The sequence below is a fragment of the Paenibacillus sp. RRE4 genome (genome assembly GCF_031844205.1).
GTDB classification, from domain to species: domain Bacteria; phylum Bacillota; class Bacilli; order Paenibacillales; family Paenibacillaceae; genus Paenibacillus; species Paenibacillus xylanexedens_B.
The window spans coordinates 1055859-1070924 of record NZ_JAUZUT010000001.1; the positions used below are offsets into that span (position 1 = coordinate 1055859).

The 15066-nt window shown below is 43.4% G+C and carries 8 protein-coding genes; 7 read left to right on the forward strand and 1 reads right to left on the reverse strand.

From position 1 onward, the window contains the following. The first annotated feature begins 87 nt into the window (after positions 1-87). Positions 88-8436: an immunoglobulin-like domain-containing protein gene (locus Q9R46_RS04990; protein ID WP_311279166.1), complete on the forward strand. Its 8349-nt coding sequence runs from the start codon at positions 88-90 to the stop codon at positions 8434-8436. Between the two features lie 155 nt (positions 8437-8591). Here Q9R46_RS04990 and Q9R46_RS04995 read toward each other — a convergent pair whose 3' ends face one another. Next, positions 8592-9122, reverse strand: coding sequence for a hypothetical protein (locus Q9R46_RS04995; protein ID WP_311279167.1), 531 nt, complete (start codon positions 9120-9122; stop codon positions 8592-8594). Between the two features lie 208 nt (positions 9123-9330). Here Q9R46_RS04995 and Q9R46_RS05000 point away from each other — a divergent pair, with 208 nt between their 5' ends. The 6 genes from Q9R46_RS05000 (at position 9331) to Q9R46_RS05025 (ending at position 15016) form a co-directional block, all read left to right on the forward strand. Then, complete coding sequence (locus tag Q9R46_RS05000; RefSeq protein ID WP_397386325.1) at positions 9331-9585, forward strand: hypothetical protein; 255 nt, start codon at positions 9331-9333, stop codon at positions 9583-9585. A gap of 465 nt (positions 9586-10050) precedes the next feature. Continuing rightward, entirely contained in the window at positions 10051-10734 is a 684-nt protein-coding gene (locus Q9R46_RS05005; RefSeq protein ID WP_311279168.1) for a response regulator transcription factor, read from the forward strand. A 10-nt stretch (positions 10735-10744) separates the two neighbouring features. Beyond that, positions 10745-11782 carry a sensor histidine kinase gene (locus tag Q9R46_RS05010; RefSeq protein WP_311279169.1) on the forward strand — a complete coding sequence of 346 codons (1038 nt, stop codon included), beginning with the start codon at positions 10745-10747 and terminating at the stop codon, positions 11780-11782. A 192-nt stretch (positions 11783-11974) separates the two neighbouring features. Continuing rightward, positions 11975-12754 (forward strand): ABC transporter ATP-binding protein, encoded by a 780-nt coding sequence (locus Q9R46_RS05015; RefSeq protein WP_311279170.1) that lies wholly within the window; start codon positions 11975-11977, stop codon positions 12752-12754. Next, positions 12751-14676: an ABC transporter permease gene (locus Q9R46_RS05020; RefSeq protein ID WP_311279171.1), complete on the forward strand. Its 1926-nt coding sequence runs from the start codon at positions 12751-12753 to the stop codon at positions 14674-14676. Before Q9R46_RS05015 ends, Q9R46_RS05020 begins: the two co-directional genes overlap by 4 nt. Before the next feature lie 16 nt (positions 14677-14692). Further along, the gene (locus tag Q9R46_RS05025; protein ID WP_311279172.1) at positions 14693-15016 is read left to right on the forward strand and encodes a YxeA family protein; all 324 of its coding nucleotides are present in this window, start codon (positions 14693-14695) and stop codon (positions 15014-15016) included. Positions 15017-15066: the final 50 nt, after the last annotated feature.

A 15066-nucleotide genomic window follows, 5' to 3' on the forward strand; every position in this document is an offset into this window, starting at 1 on the left:
TCTAGTTTCATGAGTGAAGGGGTCTTGGTTTGAAAGCGAGCTATGGTTTTGTGTGCTTTTTGAATATTCAATGAGGGGAAGAATGCTATGCGAAAGCGAATGACAAACATCACTTTGGTTTTACTGTTGACCTTCAGCAGCTGTTTTAGTTGGGGTATGCCGTTTAACAATCATGCTTCAGCTGACCCGATTACACCAAGGATGTTGGCGCATTATCCATTGCTTGAGGATGTATTGGATTCATCAGGCAATGGCAAGCATGGGACGGCTGTAGGCAACATTACGTATGACGATGGCCTTACTCTACCGGGAGGGACGGATAGTACTACGAACTACGTGCAACTTCCTACGGGCTTGTTTGATCATCAAGAAAACACAACGATCTCTGTATGGATCAAGAGTAACACAGGACGCGGGAACTACGCAGCCTTATTCTACGGTACGCCAGCAGCTGAAAATAAGTTGCCAACGAATTACTGGCTGTTTAATCCATCCAATCCAAGTGGTGATTTTAAGTCCATATTTACAGATCGCAACAATGTTGACCAGCCTTGGACGACGGAGTTAGGCGTATCAGGCCCTTCTACGTCACAGTACGAAGGTCAGTGGGTTCACTATACAACGGTCATCACAGAAGGCTCTATAACAGGTTACATTAATGGAGTAAGTATAGGCACTGTCGCCAAAGAGAAAACAACCGCAAGCTTTGGTACAGATTTGCAAGCTTACATCGGTCGCTCCAATTATTTAGCAGATGCTACTTTTGCCGGTAGCTTTCAAGATTTAAGAATTTATGGAGAGGCACTAAGTAGTGATGATATCGCTGAAGTATACCAACAATCGTTCGATGAAAAGCAAGTACAACAAAGCAAAAAAGAGCTAACGTTAGGTGATGTATCTGCCGTTACCGAATCACTTGAACTTCCTTCTGCCAATACGTATGGCGCATCGATATCGTGGACTTCCAGTGATGAGAGTGCGATTAGTGCAACGGGGGAAGTGTTTTTACGAGAAATAGAGCAACAAGTGACCTTAACGGCAACCATCTCTTTAGGTGGGAACCAAGTCACGAAGGATTTTATTGTTACCTTGCTCCCTAAGGACGACTCTGTTGAGCAGATTGCCGTTAAAGGTGTTTCGCTTAATAATTCTACACTTCGTTTATCAGTGGGGGACAGCGAGACACTCGCGGCGACAATTTCACCTGCTAATGCAACGAATAAAAGAGTGACCTGGACATCGAGTGATTCCAGTGTAGCGAATGTTGATTCGGCGGGTATTGTTACAGCGGTTAGTGAAGGTACAGCCACCATTACGGTACAAACGAAGGATGGAGATTATATAGCTGTATCCGCTATTAACGTTCAAGCCAAATCGCGAAATGATGATCTGATTCTTCATTACAACATGAAAACGACTGCAGAAGTAGATGGTCAACTCGTACTGAAGGATGTCGCCAACAAGCAAGTTACATTTGATGGGATATTTAAAAATGCAAACAACGGACAATTCATTTCTAACAGTGAGGTTGGATTTATATCCTTCAATGGAGGGAGTTCTACATCGAACAGTGGATATGTTGAGATTCCTAAGGGCTCCAATGGACGAGATCTATTACAAGGTCTGAATGAGATTACCGTATCTTCCATCGTGAACTGGACGAATGATGGTACGAATCGCTGGATCTTCGGTTTGGGTACGGTGTTGACACCGGAAACGAACAAATATTTTTTCGTAACCCCACGTCACGGTAGCGGATCAGGCCATATGATTGCTACAGGTTTATCCAAAAATGGCTGGCCGAACGAAGCGTTAGTCACAGGTAGCGCAAACTCAAACCTGATCGCCGGACAGTGGAAGCATGTAACGGTGTCCTTTTCTGAAGCCAGCAACACGATCACGTTATTCGTGGATGGGGTTAGGGTTGCTTCAGGTAACGCGAAGGGACTAAAGCTGTCAGACATCATTAATCCGGATTCTACGTTCTCTGGTTTTATCGGAAAGTCCATCTTCGCGAGCGATCCGTATCTTCAAGGAAGCGTAGCTGATTTCCGAGTATATAAGCGCGCTTTGACGGAGCAGGAAGTGGGGGACTTATATCAACAAGAAGCAGTAACCCATATCTCTCAAATACGTCAGCTTACGGTTGATGATGCGGCGAATCAACTTAGCATCGATCGTTACTTGGACGAGGCAGATCACAGTGCGGATAAAATAACGAAAAATGTTACCTTACCGACAAGCGGTAAAAACGGCGTGAGTATCACTTGGAGTTCCAGTCAGCCTACAGTTATTTCTAACAGTGGCACTGTACAACGTCCAAATGCTCAAGCAAGTGATGTCCAAGCAGAGCTAACGGCTACATTAACGTATCAAGGCGTATCTACGTCGGCTGTATTCCCTATTACGATCTTGAAGCAATTCGATGATCAACAGAAGGTTGATCTGGATGCTGAACGATTAGAGATTTACAATGCGGACAACGTTAAAGGCAACTTACGTCTTGTGACTGCGGGTGAACAAGGCTCCACCATTACATGGACGTCTAGTAAACCTACTGTTGTTAAAGGAACAACTGAAGCGGCTGGTAATGCTACACAGCTAGGCTGGGTAAGCCGTCAAGCTACGGAGGTACCCGTTAAGTTAACAGCTACAATTACAAATGGTACAGCTTCTAAAGAGCGTACGTTCGACCTTACCATTAAAAAAGCAGTTGCGCCAGTAGAGCTTGATGCGTACTTCTTTGCGTACTTTACAGGTGAATATGAGGGTGGTGAAGAGATTTCCTTCGCTACGGCTGAAGATCCATTGTACTGGAAATCGTTGAAAAATGGGAAGTCGATCCTTCAATCGAATATGGGTGAAAAGGGACTACGTGATCCATTCGTTATTCGTTCAGCAGAAGGTGATAAATTTTATATGCTGGCAACCGATTTGAAAATGGGCGAAAGTACGAATTTCGACCAGGCTCAAATTACCGGTAGTCATTATATGATGATTTGGGAGTCGGAGGATCTCGTCAACTGGAGCGAGCAACGAATGGTCAAGGTTGCTCCCAAGACAGCAGGAAATACGTGGGCACCAGAAGCAATCTATGATCCGGTAACTGGTGAGTATATCGTATTTTGGGCATCATCGATGAAAAATACAGAGACATACGGTGAATATAACGGCAGACCGGCAGGTCAGTATAATGTGATGTATTATGCAACAACACGAGATTTCTATAACTTTTCAGAGCCAAAGGTCATGATTGATGAGTCACTTCCAACCATTGATACGACGTTTATTGAGCATAATGATATGTTGTATCGATTTACCAAATCAGAAGTCAATACCAAAGTGTATGTGGAGAAAGCGCCAAATTTCTACTATGACAAGGACGGTATTGCTGCCAATGGCCTTCAATACGACGCTGTTCCGGGTACACGTGATAACAAACTTGGCTTGATCGGAAAAAATGGAAACAACGAAGGACAAACCATATTTAAGGATATTCATCAGGACAAGTGGTATCTGTTCCTGGATTCATGGCCTTATCATGTACGATATACAACAGATCTGGATAGCAGCACCCAATATATGAACAATGTATTAAGCAGTGATCAATATGCACTTCCGCCAGGGCCAAGGCACGGAACGGTAATTCCAATCTCACGTGCGGAGTATAAAGCTTTGCAAGAGGAGTATGCATTAAAAGGCCCGGCGCCATCAACAGACCCGGTTGTACATTACTCATTTGATGCAAATACAGTGAATGGTACAACGTTGAACGACATTTCGGGGAACGGCCATCACGCAACACTGGTAGGTGGAGCAACGATTAATGAAGAGGATCACATCGGTAAAAAGGGCGCTTCGCTAGAGCTTAATGGGTCTACAGGATATGTGAAACTGCCAGATAACCTGATTCAATCTTTGAATCTGGAGAAGGCTACGTTCTCTACATGGGTTCAAATGGACAAAAATCAAGCCAATCAGAGAATATTTGATTTTGCTTCCGAAACAGGCAGACAGGTTAACCGCAATACCATGTACCTGAGTACACAAGGCGATACAGATAGTCTGGAATTCGCTGTCGTAACCCCTTTTACAGAGAAATTTAGCAATGACAGCACGAGACTCGGAGCAGATTATAAATATGCATTGCGAAATGCTGGATTATTACCAACGAAGACTTGGCAACATGTTGCCATTACTATGGATGAATTTGAGGCAGTACTGTATGTGAATGGGCATGAGGTTAAACGTAGCTCGACATTTAATGTTGAGCCCAGAATGTTACTGGAAACAACGATGAATTATATTGGTAAATCAAGAAATAGTTCTGATCGTCTGTTTGATGGTAAATTGGATGACTTCCGTATTTATAATCGTGCATTATCCGGTGCAGAGATTGCAACATTAGCAGATGAAAACGTTACTCCTCCAGTAGAGCAGCCATCCGGGGCTGAGCTCATTCTGCACTACGATATGAATGATATCGATCGTGCGACTGCGACGATTATGGACCAAACCGGAAAGTTCAACGGGAAATGGATGAATCCGTCTAAAGCAGAATGGATTCGTACAGAAGATGCTGGTGTGCTGAGCTTTAACGGGGGCAGAACGGACTCCTATGTAGAGTTGCCACAAGGAGTTCTCGATGGATTAACGGATATCACCGTGTCATCCATTGTGAACTGGAGCGGTAAAAACGCTGCGGAGTGGTTGTACGCACTAGGAAGGCCAAATAATAATACGCACTATACGTATTTCACACCACGATATAATGCTAACGGTCTAGCGCGTTTAGGTATCGCGACGAATGCTTGGAATAATGAATCTTCCACGTCTACCTTGGGCTTGAAAAATAATGAATGGAAAGTAGTTACGACGGTTGTTTCAGGAACGGACGGTACACTAACGATTTATATTGATGGTGTTGCTGTTGCAACAGGCTCAACCAATGGAATGACGCTGGAACAAATAAAAAATAGTACAGGCAGTAGCGGATACATCGGGAAGTCATTTTATCCGGCTGATCCATATTTCGGGGGGGTGATTGCAGACTTCCAAATCTATGATGGTGCTATGACTGCGGCAGATATTACAACCCTTAAGGCTCGTGCGGATCAGAAGATTGCTTCAATGAAGGGCATGCTTGTATCGGGTGCGACAGAGAAATTAACGATCGATGATCTGCTTGCTTCGAATACATCCAAAGATGCAATTATAAGCAATGTAACCTTGCCAACTTCAGGTGCTTATGGCACAACAATAAGCTGGACAACGGATAAGAGCAATCTAATCACAACTACAGGTGCCGTAACTAGACCAGATAACGCAACTGGCGATCAAGTTGTAACGTTAACTGCGGTATTTACAGATGGTACAGAGACAAAAAGCAAAGCCTATACGTTGATGGTTAAAGCATTGCCGAGCGCTGCCGATGCTGTAGATAAGGCAAAAGCGGCACTAGCTGTTCATAACATTCAGGATGTAAGAGGTCATCTCTCCTTACCGACATCTGGATTATATGGAACAACGATTACTTGGTCTTCCGTTCAACCAAACGTCGTTTCAGTGACTGGTGAAGTGCAACGTCCGGCGCATGGTCGTGGAGATGTAGACGTGAAGCTTACAGCTGCGATTACATTAAACGCAGCATCCACTACAAAGGAGTTTATTGCAAAGGTCAAGGAGCTGCCTGCAGATGAAAAATATGCAGGATACTTCTTCACCTATTTCACTGGGGAAGGTACTTCAACCGGTGAGCAGGTTTATTTTGCACTAAGTAAAGGTAATGATCCGTTGAGCTGGCGAGAATTGAATGAGGGTAAGCCTGTATTGACCTCGACCTTAGGAGAAAAGGGAGTACGTGATCCGTTCATTATTCGTTCGCCTGAAGGCGACAAGTTCTACATGATCGCTACCGATCTGAAAATTAACGGCAATGGGAACTGGGGCAGAGCACAGACATGGGGCAGTCGTTCCATTATGGTCTGGGAATCGAATGATTTGGTCAACTGGACAGATCAGCGCATGGTAGAGGTTGCACCGGAAGAAGCGGGGAATACCTGGGCACCAGAAATCATGTACGACAAGACAACAGGCGAATATATCGTATTTTGGGCATCAAGAATGTTTGGTGATGCATCCCATACAGGTAACGCATATCAAAAAATGATGTACAGCAAGACAAGGGATTTCTATACGTTTACTGAACCGAAAGTGTATTTGGATTATGGATATTCCATCATTGACACAACGATGATTGAGCACGACGGAAAAGTGTATCGTTTTACGAAGGATGAGCAGGACAACGGAGCTGCTGCTCCATTTGGCAAGATGATTTTCCAAGAGGTGGGTGACTCAATCTTAGATCCGGCCTTCAAGATGATTAATCAAGGCGTGGGTAACATGAAATGGGTTGAGGGACCAACGATCTTCAAATCGAATACAGAAGAAAAGTGGTATTTATTCGTAGATGAGTTTGGTGGAAGAGGTTATATTCCATTCGAGACAACCAATCTTGCATCAGGCGAGTGGACATTATCTTCGAACTACAACTTACCCGCTAGTCCACGTCACGGAACGGTCATTCCGATTACACAAAGTGAGTATGATGCACTCAGTGGGAAGAGGGTACCCGTTAACGGAGTGAGCTTGGACAAAACGACATTGTCCATCGTAGAAGGTCAATCAGGGCAATTAACAGCTACGATCACACCGGCAAATGCAACGAAAAAGGCAGTAAAATGGAGCTCAAGTAATCCAGCTGTAGCGACTGTAAGTGCGACAGGTCGAGTAACAGCGGTGGCACCAGGAACAGCAAGCATTACAGTAACTACAGTAGATGGTGGTATATCATCCAGCGCTACAGTAACGGTGACACCATTGGTTGAACCGACTGCGCCAGGAGAAGTGACCGGAACAAGCGTAATAGCGGGTAATCAGAAGCTGACTTTGAAATGGAGTAATCCTGCAGCAAGCGATCTGGTCGCTATTAAGATTACAGGTCATGGAAATACAGAGTTTGAGACGGTAACGCTGAATCATGCGGCTAGCAGTTATGAAGTCACAGGACTTGCGAATGGTACGCGTTATGAATTCCGTATTATTACGGTAAACGTAGCGGGGCAAGAATCCGCAGGCGTTGTGGTGTCGGGAACACCACAAGCACCAAGTAGTGGTAATGGAGATGGTGACGGTGGTAATGGGAATGGTAGTGGTAGTGGTAGTGGCGGTAATGTCCCTGCACCTACAATACCACCAGCTTCTACAGGTGGAAGTGAGCTAGTGGTGATGGACAACGGTCAAATAAACATTAAGCCAGTTGTTAATGAGAACGGTACTTCTCTAGTGAAGTTAAGTGCAGATACCGTTAAGCGTGCACTTGATCAAACGACCGATGGTAAGCTACAGGTACAACTTGAAGGAGATCCAAGCTTGAACGAGCTAACCGTTGAGCTAGCGGTAGATCCCCGCTTAACAAGCACAACTTCTAAGGTGGGTCACATCGAGATTAACACAGGCTCAGCAGTCGTAACGTTGGCTACCGAACGGCTTGGAACAGAAACAAGCGCAGGGAAAACGTTAGGATTGTCGATCAAGAAAATATCGGCTAATCAACTGCCAGCTGGCACACAAGCTAGGATGAATGGTGAGGTCGTATATGATATCAAGCTAACGATAGATGGTACGAAGCTTACGGCGTTTGATGGTAGAGATGATCTCGTGATTGCATTGCCATATACGCTGAAGGCTTCTGAGAATCCAAACAACATCATCGTATACGATGTGAAGGACAACGGAGAGTTAAGAGTAGTGATGAATGGTAAATACAATGAAGAGACAGGTCAAGTAGAGTTCAAACCAACGGACTTAAGTAAGTATACGTTAGCGTATGTTGCAACAAGCTTTCAGGATGTGACCCAAGGCTGGGCGAAAGATGCCATCTCGGCATTGGGAGCAAGAGGCGTCGTAAAGGGTGTAGGCTATGGGGAGTTTAATCCGAAAGGCCAAGTGACAAGAGCAGCATTCATCACCATGCTGATAAATGTGTTGGAGTTATCGGATGAGAGTGTAACGACAAGCTTTAGTGATGTGAAACAAGGAGAATGGTACCATGGAAACATCGCAATCGCGCAGAAGCTGGGGATTGTGAACGGGAAACCAGATGGTAGTTTCGGAGTTCATGAGAACATTACGCGAGAAGATATGGCCGTTATGGTATACAAAGCGATCCAAATGAAGCAACTAAAATTACCAGCTCGTGAAGCTAGAGCTTTCAAGGATAAAGCAAACATCTCAAACTATGCGAAGCAGGCGGTAGAGACAATACAAGGAGCAGGCATCATAAACGGTGTAGGTAACGATGAGTTTGCACCGAAGAAGACGGCTAACCGTGACGAAGCAGCAGTGATGATCTATAATTTATGGAATTTGATGTAAACACGTTGAGTATAGGGTATCTACGTGGAGTCAAGAAGAAACGGTTAGCCTACTAGGCTCCATACAAAAAAAGAACGCCATTACATTATGTGATGGCGTTTTTGACTTGGAAAACTGGAAAACTCAGCGTACTAGTACAAAGAGTTTTTCCTAGCTTATTCAGAGGTTTGCGCTTTTTGCCTTGATTCAACTAATGTAAACACCTCATCCATGTCGAGGGAAAACATGATGCTTTCGCTTGTTATCGGCTGGAAGTGGAATTCCAGCTTTTCTTTTCCGAATTGCTTCTCAAGCTCTGTCCACTGTTCCGTAGATAATAAGAGATATGCTAACGTGTCGTTGCCTAAAGACTCCATAAACCATCGAATCTGATACCGGGGAGCAATCATTTCCTGCATAGCCCGAATGGCGCTGTCTCGATCAGTCCGATCATCAGCGAACGGTATTTTAAGCTTTCGATCGTTCGAACTTAACACAATATCAACGCCTCTCGGCTTGTCAATGTCGATGATCTCGCACTTGATCTGATCGGATTCCGGCAGTCGATCGTTAAAGTATTGGATGATGTCCCCTTCGTCTTCTCTCCAATCAATCCAGATTAATGACTCATGCTCAAAAAATTGTTCAACGACGTCTTCATCGGACGAATGTCGCAAGACATGGATAATTGGTTGCAGCGTACTCATGATCATCCCATCCCTTATTCAAAGTTCATATATACTCTATTTTATCTTATAGGATGGGCAGGCCTGAATAGGGCAACGGACACACTTACTTTCGGAAATAGGACTATTTTCCATCATTTAATTCGATGTTATGGTAGTATGGAGTTATATTTTTTAGTATTCTTCAAGGATAGAAATAGGTCAATTATACATATGGAGGTAGTACAGTTTGAGTACTCACTATTATTTCAGTTGGTTTAATGATTTTTTTCCAGAGAAACTGGTCGAACGGTTACATGAGGACATCACAGATAGAAAATCGCTTGTGATGATTAGCGCTGAGCCGTCTGATTATGAAGGTATCATTTTGCCTATGAATCCCATGCTAGACGCGATTATGGTACGTTTGTTGAAGGCTACTTGTTTCCGCTATCTGAAGAGATGCATGTTTATGCGGCAGAACAGGAAAGTGCCATTCGTGTAAAAGACGGCAAAATTGATATCTTAGGCCCCGTATATTTCATTTCCGAATCTAAGATTCAGAAATTGATTGAAACACTCTGATTGGAATGGTTTGTAAACAGCTGCAGAGAATGGACATTTTTAGACCGCCTTCAATGGCGTTTTTTTAATTTCTACAGATTTAGCTTCTCTTATTTAGAACTCTTCATTTACACGTTAACGGAGAGGACAGAAAAAACCCGAAAAAGCGAAGCGGTCGCCTTTATCACCGGATTTTCCCCTTCGGAAAAGGGAATCGAAAAAATCTGGGGATAACAGCGATAGGAAGGTTATTCTGTCATCGCGGAGTGGCTTGTGTAAAATCCTTCATTCAGTTTAGATACGAGATAAATCCCAAGAAGCGCGAATGAGGACGCCCTGTTCCCTGCGGTGTTTTTCTGGTCGTTTTTACTTTAGAATGATAAGTATATAGATAAGGGGTGTTAACATGAACATGAACATCTTTATTATTGAGGATGATGCTCTTCTTCTTGAAGCACTTCGAGAAGGATTGAGTCAGTGGTCGTATGAAGTGAGTAGTCCAAAGGATTTCGGACGTGTGATCGATGGCTTTGTTGAACAGCGTCCCCATCTGGTGATTATCGATATACAGCTTCCGAAGTTTGACGGTTTTCATTGGTGCAGAGAGATCCGTGCCGTGTCGAAAGTGCCTATTATTGTTCTTTCCTCCAGAGATCATCCGATGGATATGGTGATGGCAATGAACTTGGGGGCAGACGATTATATTCCGAAACCATTTCACATGGAAGTTTTAATCGCCAAGATACAAGCAATTCTACGTCGAACCTATACATATGAGGAGGCTTCCTCCGATGTGATGGAATGGAATCAAGCGATGCTTGATTTGAAAAGCGGTGAAATTCATAAAGATGGTGAGACTATTGACTTGACCAAAAATGAATTTTTTATCCTGTCGGCTTTAGTGAAATCCAATAACAAAATCATCTCTCGCCATGAACTGATGCAGATGCTCTGGGATGATGACCAGTTCATCAATGACAATACGCTGACAGCCAACATTACAAGGTTACGTCAAAAGCTGTCCTACCTTAACTTGGCTGATGGAATCGTAACGAAAAAAGGTCTGGGGTACATGGCCGTTACTCTCTAGGAGGTTTCTATTGTTTATCGCTTATCTCAAGTATAAAAAAAGCTGGATTGCCTTAATTGGCTTACTGCTTCTGCTAACCAACGCCTTAATCCAACTGGATGCTGGCATCCGTGTGGAAGCACAGTCTCTCCTCTATTTGAATTCCTTGTTTCTCATTATCTTTTTGGCTTTCTTGGTTTGGAGATATAAAAAGGAAACGGCTTATTATAAAGAATTACTCGCTCTTTCTAATCGTATCGAGGAAGACTGGTTTGAAGAGATCCCCAAACCTAATAGCTCTTTTCCTGACGCTATGGTTTATACTTTATTGGAACAAATTCATCAACATGATCAGAATAAGCGACGTGAGGATCAATCCGCCCAAAGCATGGAACATACGGATCTTGCCTCATGGGTGCACGAAATGAAAACACCCCTTACTACGATGAAAATCACGATGGATGCCCATCGTTCGAATGAGCTGGCTGAGCGGTTACATGCGTCTTGGCTCAGAATGCACTTATTGGTGGATCAACAGCTTTACATCTCAAGATTAGCCAACCTGGATTCTGATTTACGCCCGGAACAGGTAGAAGTGAAGCAAATGCTAAGAGAAGAAATTCGTGAACTATCGACCTGGTGTATGGAAAAAAATATATCCATTGAATTGACGGGTAACGTCCCCTCTACCGTGTATACCGATAAAAAGTGGTGCAGATTTGTGCTCAGACAGCTCTTAACGAATGCGATCAAGTACAGTCCAGCCGATGGGGATATATCTATTGATACCGCTCCCCATGAAAACGGATCTGTGATCGTCACCATTCGAGATGAAGGACCGGGTATTCAGGCACATGATCTCCCTCGTATATTTGATAAAGGATTTACGGGTGAAAATGGGAGAATACAGAACTCGGCGACCGGAATGGGCCTTTATCTTGCTAACGAAATAAGCAAGAAGCTACATGTACAACTTCAAGTGGCTTCAACGGTGGGAGAGGGAACGTCAATTTCAATGATTTTCACGAGAGACAACCCGTTTGAACAGCTGAGACGCACCTTACTTTAAAACGGACAATCATAGAGCAGTCAGGATATTTTCCACAGCCTGGCTGTTTTTTATTGGGCACATGTATTCGAATTTAATCTTTAAGGTGACAAAAACATCACATTCGAGCCTGTTTTATCATCTGGATCATACGACCGAGAGGCCGAAAAAAACTACACTATACATAGAACAACTGGAATGGAGTGCATTGGAATGAGACAACAGAAGATACCGAAAACCGTGTTGAATGCGGAGGGGGTTTGTAAATCATATGGTTCAAAAGGCAATGTACAACAGGTATTACAAGGCATTGACCTTCGCGTGATGGAGGGAGAGTATGTCGGCATTATGGGACCTTCCGGTTCAGGCAAGACCACCCTCCTCAATACGTTAGCGACGATTGACCGGGCTACGGATGGAAAGATTTTTATACAAGAGCATGAGATTTCCAAAATGAAGGATAAAGAGCTGTCCGACATTCGTCGTCAACATCTAGGTTTTATCTTTCAGGATTATAATCTGCTCGATACATTAACGGTCAAGGAAAATATTTTACTTCCTGTATCGTTAACAAAAATAAGTAAAACTCAAGCTGAACATGAGTTTAATGAGATTGCATCCATTCTAGGCATTGAGGAATTAGCGGATAAATATCCTACTGAAATATCTGGCGGTCAGAAGCAACGTACCTCTGCGGCACGAGCGTTAATTCATTCGCCGTCGCTTGTTTTTGCAGATGAGCCTACGGGCGCCCTGGATTCGAAAGCGGCTTCTAATTTATTAGAAAATTTACACAAGATCAACCAGTCACGGCACGTTACCATTGTTATGGTTACTCATGACCTGCTGGCGTCCAGCTATTGCAGCCGGGTCGTTTTTTTGAAGGATGGGAAGGTTTTTGCTGAATTATATCGGGGAGAAAAAACGCGAGAATCCTTCTTCAAAGACATTCTGGATATGCAAGCCGTGCTTGGAGGTGGCGGTCCTCAATGAACATCAGGAAACTCGTCATGCGCAGCATGCGGAAAAATATCAAAATGTATTATCTTTATTTTTTCGCAATGATCTTCAGCATCAGCTTGTATTTTATTTTTTCAACTCTGCAAAATGATCAAACCGTAATGGAGACGGTTCAAACCAGCATGAATTTCTCAACTGCTTTCCAAATGGCGGGCATCCTGCTCATTCTTATAACAATTGTGTTTACGATGTATGCGACAAATATTTTTATCAAAAGGCGTAGTCAAGAGATTGGATTATACCAGTTGATTGGTTTGTCCAAGGCTTGGGTCGCACGGGTATTGATCTTGGAACATAGCATCCTTGGTCTGGGCGCATTACTGATCGGAACGGTGGTCGGAACTTTACTCTCGCGGTTGTTCCTCTTACTGTTAATAAGTATCTTAGGTCTCAATGCCAAGATCGGTTTAACCTTTTCCAGCCAGGCATTACTTCAAACGATTGCCGTGTTTATTTGCTTGCTTGTGATCACTTCGTTACAAATTGTATGGACGGTCTACCGCAGTACGTTGTTGCAATTGTTTCAGGCCAATCATGGGCATGATCTATTCGTTAAACGCCCCGGCATCGTGTCAGGTATTTTAGGGCTGTCAGGGGTATGTCTGATCGGGCTTGGTTATTACGTGTCTACCTTTATTGGATACGATGCAGATGCTCTGATTTTTCTGATGTTAGTCGTTCTCGTCAGCATCATCCTCGGAACCTATTTGGTCTTTCATACGACGGTAAGCTGGATATTATTTATTTATCGCAAAAGACAGAATGGAAACCTCGGCTTGGTTAACAGCCTTTCGATTGCACCATTAATGCACAGAATGAAAGGTCACGCCAACTCGCTAACGTTAATCACGATATTATCCGCGATGACCATTACGATGATTTCGCTGTCCTATTCTTTGTATTATTCCATTGAAAAGGATGTCAGATTGGCGATGCCGTTTGATTTTGCAGTGGATGTGCCAGAAGATGCGGCTGTGGTATCCAGTAAGTTAGAAACTGCACAGATTGCATTCGAGCAACACCAGGTCGATGCCATTCAATTTAACGGCTCATGGGTGGATTATGAACAGCAGTCCAAACCAAGTCATAGCAACAGAACCTTTTTACTTTTCTCCGCAGAGCAGATGGCGCAGATTGGATTAAAGCTGGAATTTCCGCCAAAGAATGAAGCCATTTATCATAATTCGCGAGCAGTAATCGAGGGAATGGAAGTTCCGCCTCTAAAAGAGGTGCAGTATGCATCCAACGATGAAGTTAATCTATTAACCGTATCAAAGAACAAGCTTCAGAATGTCATAAATTACGTTTTCCGTGGCGATCAATTACTGGTTTCTGAAGAAACGTTCAAGCGAATGAGGGACAGCATTCAGGAGGATGCGAACAAAAAATCGGTGACATTTGAGGTTTTTAACATATTGGAAAAGGAAAGATCAGCGGATGCTTCTAACATCTTTAATGACAATGTGGACAAAGATCGTTATCTCACCGACTTTTATTCCGCCTATGAGGGATCACGTCAAAATTTTGGAATGCTTATTTTCATTGCCGGATTTTTAGGTTTGGTTTTTATCCTATCCACAGGAAGTATTCTGTACTTTAAACAGATGACCGAGGCCGAACAAGAGAAACCGCATTATCGAACACTGCGTCAGCTCGGATTCCAGGTAGGGGATATGATGAATGGCATCATCCGCAAACAAATCTTCGTATTTTTAATCCCGCTGGGAATGGGGCTAACTCATGCTGCTTTTGCCTTGAAGGTAAGTACAATTCTCATCGCGGCAAGCATGCTGACTCCGATTCTCATCAGTATGGCAGTGTATATTCTCATTTATTTGCTATTTATGGTCGTTACCATCCGGTATTACAAAAGTATCGTCACCAATGCCCTATAGAAAGGAAGGAGAACGAATGAACAAAAGGCTTCTTATTTCTTCTCTCATTGGTATGGTTATACTCGCTGGTCTCTATATCTTTATGCGTGAGCCTCTAGACCGTTTTAACCCATGGATTCAAGAGCAATATGTATTTGTTAAAGTCCAGGGAGAACCTGAAGACGACGATGGCAGATACAAGTATAGAGAGCACGGTGTTACCGAGAACGGTGAAACGAAACAAGTGGTATTCAGCACCAGTTCCAAACTTGAGCAAGGCACACTTGTAAAAGTACTCGCCAAAGGTACTTACACGGCAGACTACACGTTTATCAAAGTGCATGAAATGCCGTCTAAATAGACGTTGAAAAAGACAATTTTGGTGCTTTGTACATCAAAAGAATAACAAAT

What these genes read in the sequence shown, in the direction of transcription:
- Q9R46_RS04990 (WP_311279166.1), top strand. Translation starts at nt 88, where the DNA reads ATGCGAAAGCGAATGACAAACATCACTTTGGTTTTACTGTTGACCTTC.
- Q9R46_RS04995 (WP_311279167.1), bottom strand. Translation starts at nt 9,122, where the DNA reads ATGAGTACGCTGCAACCAATTATCCATGTCTTGCGACATTCGTCCGAT.
- Q9R46_RS05005 (WP_311279168.1), top strand. Translation starts at nt 10,051, where the DNA reads ATGAACATGAACATCTTTATTATTGAGGATGATGCTCTTCTTCTTGAA.
- Q9R46_RS05015 (WP_311279170.1), top strand. Translation starts at nt 11,975, where the DNA reads ATGAGACAACAGAAGATACCGAAAACCGTGTTGAATGCGGAGGGGGTT.
- Q9R46_RS05020 (WP_311279171.1), top strand. Translation starts at nt 12,751, where the DNA reads ATGAACATCAGGAAACTCGTCATGCGCAGCATGCGGAAAAATATCAAA.
- Q9R46_RS05025 (WP_311279172.1), top strand. Translation starts at nt 14,693, where the DNA reads ATGAACAAAAGGCTTCTTATTTCTTCTCTCATTGGTATGGTTATACTC.